The organism is Desulfovibrio sp. Huiquan2017 (assembly GCF_017351175.1).
Lineage (GTDB): Bacteria > Desulfobacterota > Desulfovibrionia > Desulfovibrionales > Desulfovibrionaceae > Pseudodesulfovibrio.
On the sequence record NZ_JAFMPN010000025.1, the window covers coordinates 1 to 19,168 of the forward strand.

The 19,168-nt window shown below is 63.1% G+C and carries 22 protein-coding genes; 12 read left to right on the plus strand and 10 right to left on the minus strand.

Annotated features, from left to right (window positions below; translation table 11 throughout):
• Positions 1-712: 712 nt before the first annotated feature.
• A complete protein-coding gene (locus J0909_RS17550; RefSeq protein WP_207264918.1) occupies positions 713-1,819 on the minus strand; it encodes a Gfo/Idh/MocA family protein in 1,107 nt (368 codons plus the stop codon).
• Between the two features lie 339 nt (positions 1,820-2,158).
• Here J0909_RS17550 and J0909_RS17555 point away from each other — a divergent pair, with 339 nt between their 5' ends.
• From J0909_RS17555 to rsmI, 3 genes are read left to right on the plus strand one after another with little or no spacing between them, the layout of a single operon-like run.
• Positions 2,159-3,073: a DUF3800 domain-containing protein gene (locus J0909_RS17555; RefSeq protein WP_207264920.1), complete on the plus strand. Its 915-nt coding sequence runs from the start codon at positions 2,159-2,161 to the stop codon at positions 3,071-3,073.
• 48 nt (positions 3,074-3,121) lie between these two features.
• Positions 3,122-3,535 (plus strand): YraN family protein, encoded by a 414-nt coding sequence (locus J0909_RS17560; RefSeq protein ID WP_286182127.1) that lies wholly within the window; start codon positions 3,122-3,124, stop codon positions 3,533-3,535.
• Positions 3,532-4,359 (plus strand): 16S rRNA (cytidine(1402)-2'-O)-methyltransferase, encoded by an 828-nt coding sequence (rsmI, locus tag J0909_RS17565; RefSeq protein ID WP_207264922.1) that lies wholly within the window; start codon positions 3,532-3,534, stop codon positions 4,357-4,359. The genes J0909_RS17560 and rsmI overlap by 4 nt, the downstream gene beginning before the upstream one ends.
• Before the next feature lie 76 nt (positions 4,360-4,435).
• Here the strand turns inward: rsmI and J0909_RS17570 are convergent, their stop codons facing one another.
• Positions 4,436-4,651, minus strand: coding sequence for a hypothetical protein (locus J0909_RS17570; RefSeq protein ID WP_207264924.1), 216 nt, complete (start codon positions 4,649-4,651; stop codon positions 4,436-4,438).
• A gap of 153 nt (positions 4,652-4,804) precedes the next feature.
• Between J0909_RS17570 and bioB the strand changes: the two genes are divergently transcribed.
• From bioB to smpB, 7 genes are all read left to right on the plus strand, one after another.
• Positions 4,805-5,779: a biotin synthase BioB gene (gene bioB / locus J0909_RS17575; RefSeq protein ID WP_207264926.1), complete on the plus strand. Its 975-nt coding sequence runs from the start codon at positions 4,805-4,807 to the stop codon at positions 5,777-5,779.
• A 5-nt stretch (positions 5,780-5,784) separates the two neighbouring features.
• Positions 5,785-6,378, plus strand: a complete 594-nt coding sequence (locus tag J0909_RS17580) for a biotin transporter BioY (RefSeq protein ID WP_286182128.1) — start codon at positions 5,785-5,787, stop codon at positions 6,376-6,378.
• A gap of 86 nt (positions 6,379-6,464) precedes the next feature.
• Positions 6,465-7,013, plus strand: a complete 549-nt coding sequence (locus J0909_RS17585) for a biotin transporter BioY (protein WP_207264929.1) — start codon at positions 6,465-6,467, stop codon at positions 7,011-7,013.
• A gap of 13 nt (positions 7,014-7,026) precedes the next feature.
• On the plus strand, positions 7,027-7,818 hold the full coding sequence (locus tag J0909_RS17590) for a PTS system mannose/fructose/sorbose family transporter subunit IID (RefSeq protein ID WP_207264931.1): 792 nt from the start codon (positions 7,027-7,029) through the stop codon (positions 7,816-7,818).
• Positions 7,819-7,865: 47 nt separating this feature from the next.
• Positions 7,866-8,171, plus strand: a complete 306-nt coding sequence (locus tag J0909_RS17595) for an HPr family phosphocarrier protein (RefSeq protein WP_207264933.1) — start codon at positions 7,866-7,868, stop codon at positions 8,169-8,171.
• A complete protein-coding gene (gene ptsP / locus J0909_RS17600) occupies positions 8,172-9,953 on the plus strand; it encodes a phosphoenolpyruvate--protein phosphotransferase (RefSeq protein ID WP_207264935.1) in 1,782 nt (593 codons plus the stop codon).
• A 4-nt stretch (positions 9,954-9,957) separates the two neighbouring features.
• The gene (smpB, locus tag J0909_RS17605; protein ID WP_207264936.1) at positions 9,958-10,437 is read left to right on the plus strand and encodes an SsrA-binding protein SmpB; all 480 of its coding nucleotides are present in this window, start codon (positions 9,958-9,960) and stop codon (positions 10,435-10,437) included.
• 470 nt (positions 10,438-10,907) lie between these two features.
• Here smpB and rnhB read toward each other — a convergent pair whose 3' ends face one another.
• The 8 genes from rnhB to J0909_RS17645 form a co-directional block, all read right to left on the minus strand.
• A complete protein-coding gene (gene rnhB, locus J0909_RS17610; RefSeq protein WP_207264938.1) occupies positions 10,908-11,549 on the minus strand; it encodes a ribonuclease HII in 642 nt (213 codons plus the stop codon).
• 120 nt (positions 11,550-11,669) lie between these two features.
• Positions 11,670-12,020, minus strand: a complete 351-nt coding sequence (gene rplS, locus J0909_RS17615; RefSeq protein WP_207264940.1) for a 50S ribosomal protein L19 — start codon at positions 12,018-12,020, stop codon at positions 11,670-11,672.
• A 59-nt stretch (positions 12,021-12,079) separates the two neighbouring features.
• Positions 12,080-13,375, minus strand: a complete 1,296-nt coding sequence (trmD, locus tag J0909_RS17620; protein ID WP_207264942.1) for a tRNA (guanosine(37)-N1)-methyltransferase TrmD — start codon at positions 13,373-13,375, stop codon at positions 12,080-12,082.
• Positions 13,372-13,959: a ribosome maturation factor RimM gene (rimM, locus tag J0909_RS17625; RefSeq protein ID WP_207264944.1), complete on the minus strand. Its 588-nt coding sequence runs from the start codon at positions 13,957-13,959 to the stop codon at positions 13,372-13,374. Before rimM ends, trmD begins: the two co-directional genes overlap by 4 nt.
• A gap of 214 nt (positions 13,960-14,173) precedes the next feature.
• Complete coding sequence (locus tag J0909_RS17630; protein WP_015414977.1) at positions 14,174-14,407, minus strand: KH domain-containing protein; 234 nt, start codon at positions 14,405-14,407, stop codon at positions 14,174-14,176.
• A gap of 110 nt (positions 14,408-14,517) precedes the next feature.
• Positions 14,518-14,757, minus strand: a complete 240-nt coding sequence (gene rpsP / locus J0909_RS17635; protein WP_207264946.1) for a 30S ribosomal protein S16 — start codon at positions 14,755-14,757, stop codon at positions 14,518-14,520.
• A gap of 89 nt (positions 14,758-14,846) precedes the next feature.
• Positions 14,847-16,382, minus strand: coding sequence for a signal recognition particle protein (gene ffh, locus J0909_RS17640; RefSeq protein ID WP_207264948.1), 1,536 nt, complete (start codon positions 16,380-16,382; stop codon positions 14,847-14,849).
• A gap of 126 nt (positions 16,383-16,508) precedes the next feature.
• A complete protein-coding gene (locus J0909_RS17645; protein WP_207264950.1) occupies positions 16,509-17,216 on the minus strand; it encodes an SOS response-associated peptidase in 708 nt (235 codons plus the stop codon).
• Between J0909_RS17645 and J0909_RS17650 the strand changes: the two genes are divergently transcribed.
• Positions 17,203-18,069, plus strand: coding sequence for a potassium channel family protein (locus J0909_RS17650; RefSeq protein WP_207264952.1), 867 nt, complete (start codon positions 17,203-17,205; stop codon positions 18,067-18,069). The genes J0909_RS17645 and J0909_RS17650 overlap by 14 nt on opposite strands.
• 80 nt (positions 18,070-18,149) lie before the next feature.
• Positions 18,150-19,124 (plus strand): 4Fe-4S binding protein, encoded by a 975-nt coding sequence (locus J0909_RS17655; protein ID WP_207264954.1) that lies wholly within the window; start codon positions 18,150-18,152, stop codon positions 19,122-19,124.
• The last annotated feature ends 44 nt before the right edge of the window (positions 19,125-19,168 follow it).

Here is a 19,168-nt window from a genome sequence, read left to right on the forward strand (position 1 = left end):
GGGCTCTAGGGTTCGCTTCCGATTGTTGTTCTGCGTAAGGGAGTTGGGCGGGCGCGATTGGTTCGGTTTTGGGGAGGAGTGGGGACGAAAAATCGCCATTAAAAATGGTGCTGCGTACTCGTCTTACAAAAAGTAACCGCGTCCCGCCCAACAAAAGCTCCACCCGCAACACACCCCGGCTCCTCATCCTGGAGCGCCTCGGGTGCCCCGCACCCGACAGCGGCTCTCATCGGTCTCCCGGTCATGGCAACTTCCCCCGCATTCCCCCCATCCCTCTTCACCACGCCGAACGAGCCCTGGATCGAGCGTTAGAAGCCGACCGCGAAGGGGCGGCGGCTCCTGTTCCGGCGGGAGTCGGACCGCAGTAGAAGGAAGCGTCCCGACCCGGGAACCTCGCTATATCTTTAGGCAGAGGGAGCCGCCCCAAGCGGATCGGATTCTTGCGCTCGATCCCCCGGGCGGCCGCGTCCCCTCCAGGGCCCTTTTTTTCGTCCTTTTTTTGGGCCAGCAAAAAAAGGACCCCGCCGGGAGGGCATGGAGCAAGTGCGGGGCAAAGCCCCGCACGGCGGCTCTCTCCATCGCACGGGACCCGCACCACAGAAACGCACGCGGGCACGAGCGCAAAAGCAAACGCCCCCCCGCCTCGCCCCAACAAAAAAGCCGCCCATGGGGCGGCCTTCCCTATTTTCTCTAAAAGCCCGCCGCAGGCGACCTACTCAACCTCCATCCAGGCGGTGCCACACCGCGAACTCTCCAAACACGCCTCCATGAAACGCACCCCTCTGAGCCCATCCTCGCCGGACGGGAAATCCGGGGCCGCCCCGATGGCGATGGTGTCGCAAAACGATTTGTAGATATTGGCGAAAGCCAGCAGCCACCCCTCGGGATGCCCGGCCGGGGTATGCGAATAGGCCATGGCCCCGGGCAAGAGATCGGGGGTGCCCCGGGTGATAATCCGCACGGGCTCGTTCAGCGGCGTGTACCGCAGGTGGTCGGGGGCCTCCTGGAACCACTCCAGGCCCCCTTGGTCGCCGAACACGCGCAGCCTGAGCCCGTTGACCGCGCCCGTGGCCGCCTGGGAGTACCAGTAGACCCCGCGCGCACCAGTGTCGTATTCGGTCAGGACGACGCCGTTGTCGTCGAGCTCCCGGCCCTCCACCAGGGAATCGAGCCGGGCGGCCAGCCGGGTCAGGGTCAGGCCGGTGACGTGGGGCACGAGGTATTCGATGTGCGATCCCACGTCGCCAAGCGACAGGACGCCGCCGCTGCGTTCGGGATCGGCCCGCCAGGAGGCCTGGACATTGCCCGAGGCTTCGAGCAATTCAGCCAGCCACCCCTGGGGATACTCGCAGTTCACAAAGCGGATCTCGCCCACGTCGCCACGCGCGATCATCTCGCGCATCTGCCGGACCATGGGGTAGCCCGCATAGGTGTAGGTCACGGCCAGGACCAGCCGCCGCTCGCGGGCCAGGTCCACAAGCTCCTGGGCCTGGGCCGAGGTCTGGGTGAACGGCTTGTCGCACATGACGTTGATGCCGCTTTGCAGGCAGGCCCGGACATTGGGGAAGTGGGCCTCGTTGGAAGTGACCACCACGGCGAAGTCGATGTCCCCGGCTTCGAGCCGGGCCAGCTCCTCCGGCGTGGCATAGACCCGGTCCTCGTCCAGGCCGAGTTCCCGGCCCAGTTCGCGGCTCTTTTCCAGGTCGCGGGAAAAGCATCCGGCCACCAGCCGGGCCTGCCCGTTCAGGGCCAGGGCCCGCCGGTGCACACCGCCGACAAACGCACCGGGGCCGCCGCCGATCATGGCATACTTGAGCATGGCTACACCTCGTTTATTATTCGCCCTTTTAGCACCGAATTATATGAGCAATCTACTAATTATAACCAAGGCTATTGACGACATCTCGATATAGTAATATGAATAAACATGCTTTTAACGTCCCGATTCCCAATCTTCAAAAATTTACATTTTTAGAAAAAATCTAGATTTATTTTTTGCACAACCCATCGACTTATAAAGACATATTACCGTTGACATTTTATTCCATAATGCCTATTAATTTTTTAGCGACTAGGTAGGGACGCGATGCGCCCCGTGCGGGATCAATGATCCTGCCCTAGACGCTTTTTTTTTACCCAATTAAAATTGAGGCGGCCCATGTATATTTGCTACTTAGATGAATCGGGAACTCCAGAACAGTCTGGGAATACAGGCCATTTTGTTTATGCCGGAATAGCAATACCTGCCGAGACATGGCGAGCCAAAGATAAAGAAATATATGATATCAAAAAGAAGTATGGATTAGAAAAAACCGAAATTCATGCAGGGTGGATTAACAGGAAATATTTCGAGCAAATGAAAATCCCCAACTTCGATTTACTGGACTATGCTAACCGAAGACTAGAAGTCGGCAAAGAACGCCTGAATATCCTCAACAAGATGAGCTTAGCGAGGGCAAAAAAGAAAGAAATTATAAATAAAAAAAAGTACTTTGCAAAAACAGTTGATTATACTCATTTAACATTTAATGAGCGTCATCAATTCCTAACCGAAGTCCTTAACACCGTCTCTATGTGGGCTGACTCAAGAATTTTTTTCCATTCGATTAAGAAAGCCCACTATAAACCAACATCATCTCAACTTGGTGGTATATATGAAGATGCATTTCAACAACTGGTCTCAAGATTTCAAATGTTTCTTCTCAATAAAGGCGGTTCCGACGGAGAAAACCTACTAGGCACAATTGTCTCTGACAACAACGAAACCGTAAATAAAAAGCTCACGTCGCTGATGAGAAGGTTTCACAAAAATGGCACTTTTTGGAGAGACATTGACCATATAATCGAAACGCCTTTTTTCGTTGATAGCCAGCTGACATCTATGATTCAAATTGCAGATGTTATTTCTTATGGACTACGTCGATACTGGGACAACGGCGAGAACGATTTTTTTAGATTAATATTCTCACGCATTGATCGAGCTGGGCCAGCTTTGGTCGGAGGTAGGCACTTCACTCCTTGTGAAACGTGTTCTTGCGTGATTTGCAAAGCTCAAAGACGTTGCCGTCGGTAACCAATCTGCCACTGGCCTCGTGAAACGGCCTGTGCTATCCCTTCGGCCATGGGATTCTTCACCAATCTGCTGCCCGGACGGACGGCTCCCGCTCCAAACCGGCACCGAGGCGCTTCGGGCGAGGACGCGGCCGCGCGCTATCTGGAGTCCAGGGGATTCCGGGTGCTCGACCGCAACTGGCGCTTTCATCAATGGGAATTGGACCTGGTCTGCCGCGACCGGGACACGGTGGTTTTCGTGGAGGTCAAAACCCGGCGGGCCGGGGCCATGGCCGCACCGGGCGAAGCCCTGACGCGAAAGAAACAGGCCCGGCTGATCAAGGCGGCCAGCCACTACCTGACCGAGCACGACCTTTGGGACGAGCCGTGCCGCTTCGACCTGGCCTCGGTCACGGACACGGGCGCGTCCCTGGACGTGGAACTTGAGGAAAACGTCTTTCAACTGGACGGGCAGAGAGCATGAGCGATACCGGCACCCTGTATGTCGTGGCCACCCCCCTGGGCAACGCGGACGACCTGTCGCCAAGGGCGCGGAACGTCCTCATGGACGCGGACGTGGTCCTGGCCGAGGACACCCGGCGGGCCGGGCTGCTGTTCCAGCGGCTGGGACTGCCTCGCCACGGCAGGCTGATTTCCTTTTTCGAACACAACGAGGACAAGAAGCTGCCCAAGGTCCTGGACCAGTTGGCCGGGGGCCTAAACGTGGCGCTCATCTCGGATGCGGGCACCCCGCTGCTGTCCGATCCCGGCTTCACCCTGGTCCGCGCCTGCCGGGAACAGGAGATCAGGGTCACGCCCGTGCCGGGCCCGTCCGCGCCGGTCACGGCCCTGTCCGCCTCGGGCCTGCCGCCCCTGCCCTATACCTTCCTGGGCTTCCCGCCGCGCAAGAAGAGCCAGACCGAAAAGCTCTTCGCCTCCCACCGCGACACCGGGGCCACCCTGGTCCTGTTCGAACGCAAGACACGCCTCAAGGGCACGCTGCAAATCGCCCGCGACATCCTGGGACCGCGCGATTTCTGCGTGGCCCGGGAGCTGACCAAGGAGTATGAGGAATTCCTGCGCGGCAACCTCGGGGACCTGGCGTCCTTCGACTTCGAGCTGCGCGGCGAACTGACCGTGATCATCGGCCCGGGCGGGGCCGACGGCGAAGCGGACGAGGCGGTCATCGTGAAGCGCATCGAGGAGGAGACCGAGGCCGGGGGCAAGCCCAAGGAGATCGCCCGACGCGTGGCCGAGCGCAGCCCGGGCTGGACCGCCAAGGAAGTTTACGCCCTCATGCGCGACTGACGGCGGGGAGAACAAAGAAGGCCGAAAACGGGAATCCCGCTTCCGGCCTCTTGTGGGGCAACACGCGGACGCGCGGCTAATTGCCGTACAACGCGTCCTTGTGGAAGAAGCAGTAAAAGTCGCCGGACTCGGCGAACAGGACAGGATGACGCCGAGGGAACCGGCGGGCATAGCGGAAAGCGGTCGGGCAGCACCCTTTGAAGAGCGCGCCGACGGCGGGGCCCAGGCCGGCCAGCAACGCCATCAGGGCGAAGACCAGCACACCGTCCACGAAAAACAGATCATATTCCATACTTGAAACCTCCGAAATTGATTCAATCCTCAGTATAGCCCTTTTCCGCGGCGAAGCAACCCCGTTCGTAAATTCTTTTCTTCACATTCCCCCGCCTGACGTGGACATTCGGACAGCTTGACATCTCGGCCCGACTGCCCGACATAGCCCCCTATGAACCTCTCGGCCATTGCCCGCAAAGGGCTTGACGGTGTCCTGCCTTCGGACGCCGAGATATTGTTCCTTATCGCACAAGCGCCGGAACGCTTAAACGAGCTGCTCGAACACGCCCACCGCATCCGCATGGCCCGGTTCGGCAACAAGGTCGGCTTGTGCGCCATCGTCAACGCCAAGTCGGGCACCTGTTCCGAGGACTGCGCCTTCTGCGCCCAGTCCGGTCACCACGCGGCAGCCAGCCCGCAATACCCCCTGTTGTCGGAACGGGAGATCGCCGCTGCGGCCGCCCGGGCCAGACGGTCCGGCGCAACCCGGTTCGGCATCGTGGCCTCGGGCAAGCTGGTGGGTGGACGCGACATGGACGGCTTCGAAGCGGCCGTCAAGGCCGTGGCCGGACAGGGGATGACCCCGGACCTGTCGCCGGGCCTCCTGGACCGGTCCCAGCTCACGCGCCTGAAAAAGGCGGGACTGTGCGGCTACCATCACAACCTGGAGACCTCGGCCGCGTACTTCCCGAAGATGTGCACCACCCACACCTACGACGAAGACGTCGATGCGGTGCGGGCCGGACTCGACGCCGGGCTGTACGTCTGCTCGGGCGGCATCTCCGGCATCGGCGAGACCTGGGACGACCGGGTGGAACTGGCCCTGCTCCTGCGAGACCTCGGCGTGCCGTCCGTGCCCATGAATTTCCTGACGCCCATCCCGGGCACGCCGTTGGAGGGACGCGCCCCGCTCTCCCCCGAGGAGGCGTTGACCATCATCGCCCTGTACCGCTTTCTGTTGCCCGACCGGCAGTTGCGCATCTGCGGCGGCAGGCCCACGGTCTTCGGGACCGCCCGCCGATCCGAGGTATTCACCGCCGGGGCCAGCGGCCTGATGATCGGCGACTACCTGACCACGCGGGGCGGCGACGCGCAAACTGATCTCGACGACATGCGCCGGGCAGGCCTGGCCCCGGCAAAGGAGTGATCCCCATGGCCGACAAAACGCCCCGCGACGAACTTCGGTCCGGCTCGTCCCTGCCCGACTCGCCCCTGTCGGACCTGCACCGGCTGGTCTGGACCGCGCTCATGGCCGCCCTCATCGGGGCCGGAGCCTATCTCATCGTGCCTATCGGCCCGGTGCCGGTGTCCATGCAGCCGTTCTTCATCTTCCTGGCCGGGTACCTGCTCGGACCCCGGCACGCGGCCATGGCCATGGCCCTATACCTGCTGGCCGGGTTCATCGGCCTGCCCGTATTCGCGGGCGGCAAATCCGGACTCGGCTACCTGCTCGGACCCACGGGCGGCTACCTGGTCGGATTCCTGGGCACCGGCTTCATCTGCGGCCTGGGCCGGACCCGCGCGGGTGAGCTGCCCTGGACGCGCGGCCTCCTGGCCGGGCTGGCGGGCGTGGGGCTGGTCTATGCCACCGGCGCGATCTGGCTCAAATACGTCCTGGCCCTGTCCTGGGCCAAGGCCATGGTCGCGGGTGTGCTGCCCTTCATCCCCTGGGACATCCTTAAAGTGGTAGTGGCCCTGGCCTGCGCCCGGCACATGGTCCGCCTGCGCCTGACGCCCGGCCGGTAGCGAGTGCAAATCCCCGCACCCACTGGACAGACGGGACCGTCTATGATTTGATGCGCTCCCGTCCATAACTTGATAGGATGCCTCACATGAAGCCTACGTCGCTGACCGATATCCACCGCCTGACCTGGACCGCGCTCATGGCCGCCCTCATCGGGGCCGGGGCCTACGCCAACCTGCCCATCGGCCCGGTGCCGGTCTCCCTCCAGACCTTTTTCGTCGCCCTGGCCGGGTTCGTGCTCGGCCCCCGGCGGGGCGCCCTGGCCGTGGGCCTGTATCTGCTGGCGGGTGCCGTGGGCCTGCCCGTGTTCGCGGGCGGCAAGTCCGGGCTCGGCCACCTGTTCGGTCCCACGGGCGGCTTCCTGATCGGATTCGTCCTCTACGCCGCCATCGCCGGGCTGGCCCGCACCGACGACGGGATATCCTGGGCGCGCGGTTTCGTCTTCGGCATCCTCGGCATGGCCGTACTCTTTCTCCTGGGCGCGGCCTGGCTCCAATTTTCCCTCAATCTGACCTGGGCCCGGGCCTGGACGCTGGGCGTGGCCCCGTTCCTGCTCTGGGGGCTGATCAAGACCGCCCTGGCCGTAATCACCGGCAGCTACCTGGCCCACGCCCGTCTTCTGCCCGCCCGCACCTAGCGCGGGAACGTCCATGGCGGCTCACGGCATCTCCCGACTTCAGGCCGACACCCGAACGGTGGCCTTCCTGCGCAGTTTCCTGCGTTGCTACCTGACCGGCGCGGCATTCAACACGCGCGGCATGCAGAACATCGGCCTCATGTACGCCATACTGCCGGGTCTGACGGCCATCCACAAGGACCCCAAGGACCTGCGGGCAGCCCTGAAGCGCTACGCCCGCCATTATCAGTCGCACCCCTTCTGGACGCCGTGCATGGTCGGCATACTGCTCAACGTGGAGACGACCATCAGCGCGGGCCACTTCCCGCCACGCATGCTGGCCAAGGTCCGGGACACCACCAGCTACACCCTATCTGCCATCGGCGACTCGGTCTTCGCGGGCAGCCTGCTCATCTTCTGGGCATTGTTGACCATCTGCCTGCTCCTGACCGGCTTCCCGTTCCTGGCCTTTTTCCTGGGGCTGGCCATGTTCGCGGGCCTTCAGGTTTTCCGGGCCTACACTTTCATCGGCGGGGTCAAGCAGGGATTCCGCTTCCTGGAACGGCTCAGACGCTGGGACCTGATCAACTGGGGCACCAAGGTCAAGTACGCCAACGCGGCCCTGCTGTTGTGGCTGTGGACGCTCATCTGGCCACGCCCCTTCGACTGGTGGGAATTCGCGGTCGGCCTGACCGCGCTGATGCTCTTCGCCCGCTACGTGCGCACCGGCCTGTTCTCCAGGGTCTTGGCCGTAGCCGTATTCGTGGGCCTGATTGAACTTTTCCCGTGGATCGAGACCACGGCCAGAAACGCTTTTGGCTTGTGATTTTCCTCCCGATCGGACATAACCACGACGTGAAAGCAGGTTTTGCTATGACGGATGAAAACAATAAAACCGACGAGGCCCCGGAATATCTGTCCAGGAAGGTTTTCGTCTCCTCGGAGAACGGGCTGCACGCCCGCCCGGCTGGACGGCTGGCCCAGGAGGCCCAGACCTTCGACTCGGACATCTCCCTGGTCGCCGAAAATCAGACGGTGGACGCCAAGTCCATCCTGGACATCCTGACCCTGGCCGCCGGTCCGGGCAACATGGTGGAACTGCGCGCCCGGGGCGCGGACGCCGAGGCCGCGCTTGACCGGCTCGAAGCGCTGTTCCTGAACAAATTCGAAGGGGCATAAATGGCTGATTCGACCCTCACGGGTATACCGGTCGCCACCGGCATTGCCATCGGCAAAGCCTTTTTCGTGAACCGGAATCATATGGCGAACCTGCCCCGGCAGATCGTCGCCGCTGAAGACATGCCCGCGGAGATCAAACGCCTCCACGCCGCCTTCAAGGATGTGGAAACCGAACTGGCCGCCATCCGCGAACAAGTGCCCGAGGAACTCAAGAGCCACGGCTCCCTCATCGACACCCACCTGATGATGCTCAAGGACCCGAAACTGTCCGGGGCCGCCGCGAAATACATCGAGACCCTGGGCCTGAACGCGGCCTGGGCCCTGGAAAAGGCCGTTTCCGACCAAGAGGCCGCTTTCGAGGCCATCCGGGACCAGTACATCCGCGAACGCATGCAGGACGTGCGCGTGGTCGCGGAAAAAGTTCAGATCAAGCTCATGGGCGTGAAGACCGACCTGTCCTCCATCTCGGGCCGGGCCATCATCATGGCCCACGACCTGACCCCGGCCGACACGGTCGAACTCCAGGTGGACAAGATCATGGCGTTCGCCACCGTACGCGGCGGCAAGACCTCCCACACCGGGATCATGGCCCGCTCGCTGGGCATCCCCGCCCTGGTCGGCGTGGGGCGGCTGGAGGAGGTCCACGACGGCGACCTGGTGGTCATCGACGGGTTGACCGGCAAGATCGTGGTCAATCCCACCGAGAGCGAACTGGCCGAGTACAACGAACGGGCCGCCCTGTTCGAGGACTACACCCGCAAAATCCGCCGCCACTGCCACCTGCCCGCCGAGACCTTCGACGGCTCCAGGGTCATGGTCCACGCCAACATCGAACTGGTGGAAGAGGTCACGGCGGTGTTGGACAACGGCGGCGAAGGGGTGGGGCTGTACCGTACCGAATACGCCTATCTCAACCGGACCACCCTGCCCACCGAGGACGAGCTGGCCGAGAAGTACATCGACCTGGCGGCCATCATGGCCCCCCGCAAGGTGGTCTTTCGTACGCTGGACCTGGGCAGCGACAAATTCATCTCGACCTTCGGCGAGCTCAATGAGACCAACCCGGCCATGGGTCTGCGGGCGATCCGCTTCTGCCTGAAGAACCCGCAGCTATTCAAAACCCAACTGCGGGCCATCCTGCGGGCCTCGGTCTACGGCAACGTTTCGCTCATGTTCCCGATGATCTCCGGCGTCAAGGAAATCCGTCAGGCCAAGGCGTGGCTGGCCCAGGCCAAGGCCGAGCTCCGGCGCGAGGGCGTGGACTACGACCCGGACATGCCGCTCGGGACCATGATCGAGCTGCCCGCCGCCGTGCTGATCGCCGACTTCCTGGCCCACGAGGTGGACTTCTTCTCCATCGGGACCAACGACCTGATCCAGTACTCCATCGGCGTGGACCGGACCAACCGGCACGTGTCCTACCTGTACCAGCCGCTGCACCCGGCCACCCTGCGGGCCATCAAGTTGGTGGTTGACGCCGCGCATCAGGCAGGCATAGAAGTATCCCTTTGCGGCGAGGTGGCCTCGGACCCGTTCTGCGTGCCCCTCCTGCTCGGCATGGGCATCGACTCCATCTCCATGACCCCCCAGGCCATTCCCGGCATAAAGCGGATCATCCGGCAGACCAACATGCACGACTGCCGCCTGCTCCTCAAGGACGTCCTGGAGTGCCGCACGGTCAGCCGCATCAACAATCTGGTGATGGACAACATCTTCAAGCACTTCCCCGAGGAAGTGACCTTCTTTTCCTCCCTGCTCGAAAACGACGAGCTGCCCAGCTAAGATCATGGCCAAGAAAAAAAACAAGACCCTCTCGCCCGACACCATCGCGGTCAACAAACAGGCCCGCCGCCTCTATGAGATCCTTGAGACCTTCGAGGCGGGCATCTCCCTGGTCGGCTCAGAGGTCAAATCCCTGCGCGCCGGACAGGTCTCCTTCAAGGATGGCTACGTCTCCTTCCGCCGGGACTCCGCTTTTCTGGTGGGCGTGCACATCGCGCCCTACGAGAAGACCGGCGTCTACGACCAGCACGACCCGGAACGTCCCCGCCGCCTGCTTCTGCACAAGCACGAGATCACCGAGCTTCAGGCCAAGACCGAACAAAAAGGCCTGACCGTGATGCCCATGAAGATGTATTTCAGCCGGGGCAAGGTGAAGGTCCAGCTCGGCCTCGGGCGCGGCAAGAACGTCCACTCCAAGAAGCAGGACCTCAAGGATCGCGACATCGCCCGGGACACGCAGCGGCAACTGGCCGCGTACAAGTAGGCTAGGCCCGCGTCCCGGACGCTCCCGTTCCTTCCTCTCCGCTCTCTCCTCCGCTCTCCACGGCCCCTTGCGGCGTCCCGTCGGGCTGCCCCGAGCTCCCCTCCGGTGCCTCTTCGTCCGGTGCCTCTTCGTCCGGTGCCTCTTCGTCCGGTGCCTCCTCATCCGGCTCGGACTCTTCAGACCGTGCGGACGCGGGGTTTGCGTCTCCGACCCCGGCCTGACGGGATACCGACTGGACGACCGGCGGCGCGAACCGTTTGGGAAATCCGGCCACAAAGCTCCAGAACATCAACTTGGCCATGCCCTGCCCCGGAAGAATACGGCAGACGCCGGGAAATCCGCATGATCTTTTTTCGCCGCTCCATGCGCTCCTCTTTGTCCACACGCCTAAAACAGGCCGAATGATACGTCTCAACGCAGAGCAAAGTGTGGCAACCGGTCGCCGGAAACGGCGCGAAGGGAGGACGGAATCAGAATAGCTTCGCCTGGACCTGCGGCTTGTCCTCGGGCCTGACCTTCCGGAAGGTCAGCCGGTGGAGACGGCAGGGGCCGAGCGTCCGGATGGCCTCGACGTGGGCCTTGGTGCCGTAGCCCATGTGCTTGGACAGACCGTAGCCGGGATAGCGCGCGGCCAGCCGGACCATGAGGCGGTCGCGGAAGGTCTTGGCCAGGACCGAGGCTGCGGAAATGGCCGGAACCTTGCCGTCGCCCTGGACCACGCACTCCTGGGGAATGTCGCGTTCAAGGGCGTGGTTCGGAATGAGTTTGTCGCCGTCGATACGCAGGAAACGCGGCTCGACCTTCATGGCCCGCACGGCCCGGCCCATGGCCCGGAAGGTGGCTTGCAGGATATTGATTTCATCGATCTCCCACGGCCAGGCCACGCCCAGCCCCCAGGCCACGGCCTGGGCGCGGATGAGCGGGTAGAGCATCTCCCGTTTGGCGGCAGTCAGCTTCTTGGAGTCGTTCAGCCCGGGCAAATCATATGCCTTGGGCAATACGCACGCCCCGGCCACCACGGGCCCGGCCAGACACCCCCGCCCGGCCTCGTCCACCCCCGCGATCTCCGCGGGCGCATACTGCCGCCCGCCAAACAACAACACCTGTGCCATCGACTTCCTCCGTCCCCGGTTGTGCCCCAAAGCGCCCCGAAAAGCTACATCCCAAACCACAAAAGCCCGGAGCGTCGCGAAACGCTCCGGGCTGATATCTCAGCGTAATCCCGGGAACTTTTATTCCCAGATCTGCTTGGACTTGATGCGGGCGGCCTTACCGCGCAGGTTGCGCAGGTAGTAGATGCGGCTCCGGCGGACCTTGCCCTCGGAAACCACTTCCACGCGGTCGATGTAGGGGGAGTTCATGGGGAACACGCGCTCCACGCCGATGCCGTCGGAAATCTTGCGCACGGTGAAGGCGGAACCGGTGGTGCCACGGCGGCGGCGCAGGACCGCACCCTGAAAGACCTGAATACGCTCTTTCTCGCCCTCGATGATCCGGTAGTGCACCTTGACGGTGTCGCCGGCCTTGAACTCGGGCATATCCAAGCGGATGTGTTCGGCTTCGATTTTCTTGATGATGTCCATGGTATTCTCCTTAAAAATTGCAGAGTGCTGGACCAGCGGCCTTACGCCGCCATCCGCCTCTAGTACTCATCCGCCACGAGCCGGTCGACGATGATGGCGACCGCGCTTCTGACCGACAGATGATTGTAGTCGTCCAAATACCGGAGCGGCCTGACAATGCCGTCGGTTTTGGAGAGGACTTCCTCCGCCAAACCGTGTCCAGTACCAAAAATCAATAATACTGGAGAGTTGGCGAGCCAGCTTCGCACATCGCCAAAGGTCAGGGCGGGCTGGGCTTGCTTGCGGCGATCCAGTCTTGCTGAAGTGGCCGCGAGGCGGGGACATTGCCCTGTTTGGGTCGTAATGTCAAGGATGGCCCCTTCGATATCGTCAAAAACCTTGACCTTGGAAAAGGCCTCGGCGCGATCCGGATTGGCCTGCGCTCCCGCGCCCTCTCGCCAGTGGCCGAGGAGCTTTTCCGCCAGCGCCTTCTGGTCCTCGATGGGCGTGGTGGCGTAGAACCCGCCCAGGCCGTAGCTGCGGGCCACCCGGGCCATGTCGTGCAGATCCAGGTTGGTCACGGACACGGCCACCTTTTCCCCGAACTTGTTGACCACGGGATAATGGCACAGAGCGATGTACAGGTTTCGGCCCAGCCGGGTGCGCGGCAACCGCCGCAGAAAGTCGATGTCCTCCACGGTCAGGCTCGCCGTGGGCAGGACGTCGGGCCGGTCGCGCAGGGTGGCGGTCAGGGACTGCTCGCGCCGCCATTCGCCGATTTTGCCGTGGTCGCCGGAACGCAGGACCTCGGGGACCATGAGCCCGTCGAATTCCTCGGGCCGGGTGTAGTGCGGATATTCCAGCAGCCCGGCGGAAAAGGATTCCTCGTCGCCGGACTCCTCGTGGCCCATGAAGCCGGGCAGCAGCCGGGCCACGGCCTCGACCAGGCACACAGCGGCGGCCTCGCCGCCGTTGAGCACGAAATCGCCCACCGAGACCAGCTCCACGGGATAGAGGTCGAGCAGCCGCTCGTCAATGCCCTCGTAGCGGCCGCAGATGAGGGTCACGTCTTCTTCGTGCGCCAGCTCGCGGGCCTGAGCCTGGCTGAACGGCTTGCCGCGCGGAGAGAGCATAAGAATGCGCCCCCTGGACTCGATGGAGTCCAACGCCTTGACCATGGGATCGAGCTTGAGAAGCATGCCGGGCCCGCCGCCGAAGGGGCGGTCGTCCACAGACTTGTGCACCCCGCCCGCGAATTGCCGGACGTCCACGAAATCGATGTTGACCAGACCGGTCTCCACGGCCTTGGACATGAGCCCGTTGTTCAGCGGCGACTCGAAATAATGCGGGAAAATGGAAACGAGATGGAAGTTCATGCGGACGGCTTCTTCGGGCGCGGGGGGCGGCGCTTCTTCTGTTTGGGCGGATCGGGGTGGAGGTAGAGGTCGAGCAGCCCCTCGGGCGGTTCGATCACGATGGCCTCCGCGTCCAGGTCGATATCCAGGACGAACTCGGGCACGGCGGGCAGCAGGATCTCGACGCCCTCGCCGTTCTCGATGACCCATGTGTCCTGCTCGCCGGTTTCGTAGAACCCCTTGAGCTCGCCCACCTCGCTGCCGTCTTGAAGCGTCACCCGGCAGCCGATGATCTCGTGGAGGTAGAGTTCGCCTTCCTCCAGCTCGGGCAGGTCGGTTTCGCGGACCAGCAGCTCCATGCCGCGCAAGGCCTCGGCCTGGTCGCGATCCGCCACCTGGGGCGAGGTCATCAGGATCAGATCCTTATGCGCGCGCCAGGAGGTCACCTCGATGGGCCGGGGACGTCCCTTGCCGTCGGACAAGAAGAGCGGGGCCTCGTCGAAAAGAGCCGGGGAGTCCGCATAACTTCGTATGCCGAACTCCCCGCGAATTCCGTGCGCCTTGACCACCCCGCCCACGGGGATGAAACCGGGCTGTTCTTTCATGGGCTATCCGTTTGCTGACGGCAAAAGGCCGAATCGTTCGTCGCACGAGGCCGGGCCGCCCGCGACAAAAAACCCGTATTGCCTGCCGCAAATAGACCGGGGCCGCCGCGCAGGGGTTTCCCGCACGCCGGTCCAGGGTCGTTGGCGTCTCGCCGCGGGCCGGGGAAGGCCCTCGCGCGGACGGACAAATGCGTCGCCGTTCCCGAAGGGAAAGCTATTCGAGGATTTCCAGGACGGAGCGTTTCCGCGCCTTGGTGGAAGCGGCTCCAAGCAGTGTGCGCATGGCTCTCGCCGTGCGGCCCTGCTTGCCGATCACCTTACCGAGATCCTCTTTGGCCACCTTCAGCTCGATCACCGAGGTCTGTTCGCCTTCGACCTCGGAAACGTGCACTTCGTCCGGGTTGTCCACCAGGGACTTGGCAATGTACTCAATCATCTCTTTCAACATGACGTCACCTCCGGTGCCGACGCGTCGCCGCGCGCCGTGAATATGAGCTGCCAAACGAGGTCCGGACCCTGCAGGCCGGCCGGCGGGCCCGCCTGGACAAAAAGCGCGAGCTACTTGCCGGCTTTCTTCAGCAGAGAACGAACCGTATTGCTGGGCTCAGCGCCCTTTTCCAGCCACTTCCCAATCTTCTCCATGTCCAGCACGATCTCGTTCGGCTCGACCATGGGGTTGTAATGCCCGAGGAATTCGACGGGGCGTCCATCGCGGCGGACGGCGCTGTCGAGAGCCACCACGCGGTAGAAGGGACGCTTCTTGGAACCCATACGGGACAGTCTGATTTTCATTGCCATGGTTCTTATACTCCCAATAGTTGTTTAATACGTTTTTGCCTACGTAATGGCAAGGTTTATCGCTTGAAGGACCGTCAAGTGCCGGTCACTTACTTCTTGCGTTTCTTCTTATTCTTCTTTTTGTTCAACTTTTTCTTTTGGCGTTCCTTGAGCGTCTTCTTGGAAACGGTCCGCTTGGCCCCTTCCTCCTCCATGCCGGGCATTCCCGGCATTCCGGGCATCCCAGGCATTCCGGGCATTCCGCCCAGCGCGCTCATGTCGGGCATCCCGCCCCCGCCCAGACCGGGCAGCTTGGGCAGGCCGAACTTGCCCTTCTTCTTTTTGCCGCCGCCCATCATGCTCTGCATGACTTTACTCATCTGCTTGAAATTCTTGATGAGCGCGTTGACGTCGGCGACCTTGACGCCCGAGCCCCTGGCGATGCGGTCCTTGCGGCTGGCGCTCTTGAGCAGATCGGGCTGGCGACGCTCTTTCATGGTCATGGAGGAGATGATCGCCTCAGTGCGCTTCATCTCTTCCTCGGGCAGGGCATTGTCGCCCAACTGCTTCATGATGTTGCCCATGCCGGGGATCATCTTGAGCAGCCCTTCCATGGAACCGAGCTTCTTGAGCTTCTTCATGTGGCCCAGGAAGTCCTCGAAATCGAATTCGGCCTTGGCCATCTTATCGGCCAGGGCCTTGGCCTCCTCCTCGTCGATCTCGCTCTGGGCCTTCTCGATGAGGGTCATCATGTCGCCCATGCCGAGGATGCGCGAAGCGATGCGGTCGGGGTGGAACAGTTCCAGCTCGGAGAGCTTCTCGCCCACGCCCACAAACTTGACCGATTGGCCGGTGACGGTCTTGATGGACAAGGCCGCGCCGCCCCTGGCGTCGCCGTCCATCTTGGTCAGGACCACGCCGGTGATGCCGAGCTTTTGGTTGAACGACTCGGCCACGGTAACCGCGTCCTGGCCGGTCATGGCGTCGGCCACGAATAAAATTTCCTGGGGCTCGCACTCGCGCTTGATGTTCGCCAGCTCGTCCATCAGCGTCTCGTCGATGTGCAGACGGCCCGCGGTGTCGAACAGGATCAGGTCGCAGCCCAACTCCTCGGCCTTGACCAGCGCGTCCTTGCAGATGTCCACCGGGTCCATGTCCGTGGTGGACGGATAGACCGGCACGTCGAGCTGTCTGGCCAGGGTGTTCAACTGGTCGATGGCCGCCGGGCGGTAGACATCGGCGGGGACCAGGTACGGCTTCTTACCGTGCTGCTTGCGCAAGAACCGTGCGATCTTGCCTGAGGAGGTGGTCTTTCCCGAGCCTTGCAGGCCGACCATCATCAGCTTGAGCGGCCGGGCCTTGAGATCCAGGTCCTGCTGCTCGCCGCCGAGCAGTTCGATGAGTTCCTCGTTGACGATCTTGATGAAGTGCTGACCGGGTTCGAGCCCTTTGAGCACCTCGTCGCCGAGAGCGCGCTCCTTGACCTGATCGACGAACTGCTTGACCACCTTGAAGTTGACGTCGGCTTCGAGAAGCGCGAGACGCACCTCCCTCAGACCCTCCTTGATATTGTTCTCGTCAAGGGTCTTTTTGCCGCCCAACTTGGAGAAAGTGGCGCCGAGTCTTTCTTGCAGGCTCTCGAACAACTGATCAACTCCCCGGGATTACTAAATTTATTATTTTCACCTGCGCGAAAACCACCGTCCAGCGCGGGCAAAGAGGACGTTTGTTAAGCCAGATTCCCCGGATAGTCAAGGGTGACGGGGGTCGCCTCACAGGAGCGTCCCCTGCCTCGGGGGCCTCTCCGGGCCCGAATCGGGGACGGGCTCCAGCAGCGTCGGACCGTCCGTGACCGGGCTGTTGACCCGTCGGGACACGGGCCAGGCGCGCATGCCTTGCGCCGGGTACGGGACCTGCAGCCGGGCGAGTTCCTCGCGCTCGGCTGCCGGGTCGAGCCAGCCTTGCCAAGCCGACGGGGGCAGGATGACCGGCATGCGTTCGTGAACCGGGGCCATAATCGTGTTGGGCGGACAAGTCAGCACGGCCACGGTGCCCAGAACCCCGCCGCTATGCGGATCGGTCCAGTTCGCACCGATGCCGGCCATGGCGAAGCAGTCCACGCCGTCGAGAGCGAAGGCGAAAGGCGTGCGTTCCCGGCCCTCGCGCCGCCATTCGTAGAAGGCCTGCGCCGGGATCAGGAGCCTGTGGGCCCGCACGCCCTCGCGGAAGGACGGCTTGTCGAACACCGTCTCGCAACGGGCGTTGATCAGCCGGGGTCCTATTTCCGGGCCGTCGGCCCACGACGGGACCAATCCCCAGCGGCGCACGGCGAATCCCCGCCCGCCGACGGTGAGCACGTCGGTGCCCGGCGCCGCGTTGAAGCAGGGCGTGTACTCGTCCGGCACGGGGAAGCCGAAGATCTCTTCCAGCCGTTTTCCGGGAGTGCCCAGGGCGAATCGTCCACACATGGGACCAAGCATACCCGGTTGCGCCGCCTTTCGCCACCCCTGCCGGAACAGGGCCGTTGCCCCGTTGCGCGCGGGCCGGGAATGTGCGAACAATCCATGGCAGATGCCGCACCACAAGGAACCGCTTTTCATCCAGGTCTGGTTGACCCACTTCGTGCCCTGCTTTTTTGCCGGGGCCGTGCTCCTGCTGGCGGGCCGAGGAATCCTCGGGCCGGGAGACCCGACGAGCGGTGCGGACGATCCGCTCAAGGCCGCGCTCAACGGTGCGGCCGTGGCCCTGCTCACCCTGGCCTACCACGCCAACCGCAACCGACGCAGCCGCTGCTCCGGGGAGGCATCCCGTCCACCCTACGACGGGCCGCGTCTGCGCAGCGCCGCAGCGGTGGGCTTTCTGGGCGGGGCGGCGGACATCCTCCTGACCCTGAACGGCTGGGGCGTCCTGTTCCTGGCCGTCCTGGTCCTGTCGGTCCTGGTCTGGAACCTGCGCGCCTTCGCCCGCCGCGCCGTGGACCTGCTCCGCCCGGACAGCCGGATCACCTGGAACGACGTGGGTGAGCTGATGCGCATCTACCTGGCCACACTGATCGGCTTCACCCTGGTCAACGCCGCCCTGGACGGCATGCACATGCTGGTCGGCCACGTTCCGCCCTTCGGCTTCTCCGCCGGAGGCGATCTCTTCCTGAACGCCCTCTACTATACGGTGGTAACCATGACCACGCTCGGCTTCGGCGACATCGTGCCGCACACCTGGGACGGCAAGGTCCTGCTCATCGTCCAGAGTCTGGTCAGCTACTTCATGTTTGCGCTCATGGTCGGAATCATCACCCGGGGCGTAACCCGCGCGGGAGGCCAACACCGGGATTGATCCCATGTGCCCCCGCTTGCACCCGGTTGCCAGGCGGGAACGATGGGTATAGGGAACCCTCCAAACAAAACAGGTTTCCCATGAAGATTACCCCCGACCGTCTCCGGCTGGCCGTACAGGCCTTCTTTACTCTCCTTTCCCTCTACGCGGGTTATCGCTTCCTCCTCTTCCTGAACTGGGCGGGAGGCCGCTCGGACACGTTCGTGCCCAAGCCCGGCGCGGTAGAGGGGTTCCTGCCCATCTCAGCCCTGCTCGGCCTCAGACGGCTGGTCTCCTCGGGATTCTGGGACCGGGCCCATCCGGCGGCCCTGACGATCTTCCTGGCCGCCCTGGCCATGGCCTTCCTGTTCCGCAAGGGATTCTGCGGCTACATCTGCCCGGTGGGCTTCCTGTCCGGGCTGCTGGAACGGGTCGGACGCAGGCTCGGCCTGGCCAAAACCCTCCCCCGATGGCTGGACCGGCCCCTGCACGCGATCAAGTATCTGGTCATGGGCGGCTTCCTGGTCGGGGTCTTCTCCATGTCCCAGCGCGCCCTGGAATATTTTCTACGCAGCCCGTTCAACCAGACCTCGGACGCGCACATGCTCGGCTTCTTCCTGCACCCCTCCGGCACAGCCCTGGCCGTACTCCTCATCCTGGCCGCGCTCAGCCTTGTGGTGCGCAACTTCTGGTGCCGGTACCTGTGCCCCTACGGCGCGCTCCTGGGGATCATGTCCTGGTTCAGTCCGGTACGCGTGACGCGCGACGCGGACGCCTGCGTGCACTGCGGCCGGTGTTCGGCGAACTGCCCTTCGGGCATTGCGGTGGAGATGAAAAACGCGGTGCGCACCCCGGAGTGCATCGGCTGCGGCCAATGCGTCGGAGCCTGCCCGGTCGAGGGCTGCCTCGGATTCCGCGCGCTTGGCAAACGCATCCCCTGGTGGACCGTGGCCGTGGGAGCCGTACTCCTGCTCCTGGCCGCCCGGATCTGGGCCGGATACGCCGGGGTCTGGGACACCCCCCTGCCGCCGGACATGCTCAAGCGCATCTATCAGGCGGGCGCCGGACTGTCTTGATGCCTCCGGCGGCCAGAGGGGGAAACTTTCGAGAAAGTTTCCCC

Bases quoted from the DNA above. Each gene is read 5' to 3' on its own strand.
- J0909_RS17550 (WP_207264918.1), bottom strand. From the start codon at position 1,819: ATGCTCAAGTATGCCATGATCGGCGGCGGCCCCGGTGCGTTTGTCGGC.
- J0909_RS17555 (WP_207264920.1), top strand. From the start codon at position 2,159: ATGTATATTTGCTACTTAGATGAATCGGGAACTCCAGAACAGTCTGGG.
- J0909_RS17560 (WP_286182127.1), top strand. From the start codon at position 3,122: ATGGGATTCTTCACCAATCTGCTGCCCGGACGGACGGCTCCCGCTCCA.
- rsmI (WP_207264922.1), top strand. From the start codon at position 3,532: ATGAGCGATACCGGCACCCTGTATGTCGTGGCCACCCCCCTGGGCAAC.
- J0909_RS17570 (WP_207264924.1), bottom strand. From the start codon at position 4,651: ATGGAATATGATCTGTTTTTCGTGGACGGTGTGCTGGTCTTCGCCCTG.
- bioB (WP_207264926.1), top strand. From the start codon at position 4,805: ATGAACCTCTCGGCCATTGCCCGCAAAGGGCTTGACGGTGTCCTGCCT.
- J0909_RS17580 (WP_286182128.1), top strand. From the start codon at position 5,785: ATGGCCGACAAAACGCCCCGCGACGAACTTCGGTCCGGCTCGTCCCTG.
- J0909_RS17585 (WP_207264929.1), top strand. From the start codon at position 6,465: ATGAAGCCTACGTCGCTGACCGATATCCACCGCCTGACCTGGACCGCG.
- J0909_RS17590 (WP_207264931.1), top strand. From the start codon at position 7,027: ATGGCGGCTCACGGCATCTCCCGACTTCAGGCCGACACCCGAACGGTG.
- J0909_RS17595 (WP_207264933.1), top strand. From the start codon at position 7,866: ATGACGGATGAAAACAATAAAACCGACGAGGCCCCGGAATATCTGTCC.
- ptsP (WP_207264935.1), top strand. From the start codon at position 8,172: ATGGCTGATTCGACCCTCACGGGTATACCGGTCGCCACCGGCATTGCC.
- smpB (WP_207264936.1), top strand. From the start codon at position 9,958: ATGGCCAAGAAAAAAAACAAGACCCTCTCGCCCGACACCATCGCGGTC.
- rnhB (WP_207264938.1), bottom strand. From the start codon at position 11,549: ATGGCACAGGTGTTGTTGTTTGGCGGGCGGCAGTATGCGCCCGCGGAG.
- rplS (WP_207264940.1), bottom strand. From the start codon at position 12,020: ATGGACATCATCAAGAAAATCGAAGCCGAACACATCCGCTTGGATATG.
- trmD (WP_207264942.1), bottom strand. From the start codon at position 13,375: ATGAACTTCCATCTCGTTTCCATTTTCCCGCATTATTTCGAGTCGCCG.
- rimM (WP_207264944.1), bottom strand. From the start codon at position 13,959: ATGAAAGAACAGCCCGGTTTCATCCCCGTGGGCGGGGTGGTCAAGGCG.
- J0909_RS17630 (WP_015414977.1), bottom strand. From the start codon at position 14,407: ATGTTGAAAGAGATGATTGAGTACATTGCCAAGTCCCTGGTGGACAAC.
- rpsP (WP_207264946.1), bottom strand. From the start codon at position 14,757: ATGGCAATGAAAATCAGACTGTCCCGTATGGGTTCCAAGAAGCGTCCC.
- J0909_RS17650 (WP_207264952.1), top strand. From the start codon at position 17,203: ATGGGACCAAGCATACCCGGTTGCGCCGCCTTTCGCCACCCCTGCCGG.
- J0909_RS17645 (WP_207264950.1), bottom strand. From the start codon at position 17,216: ATGCTTGGTCCCATGTGTGGACGATTCGCCCTGGGCACTCCCGGAAAA.
- J0909_RS17655 (WP_207264954.1), top strand. From the start codon at position 18,150: ATGAAGATTACCCCCGACCGTCTCCGGCTGGCCGTACAGGCCTTCTTT.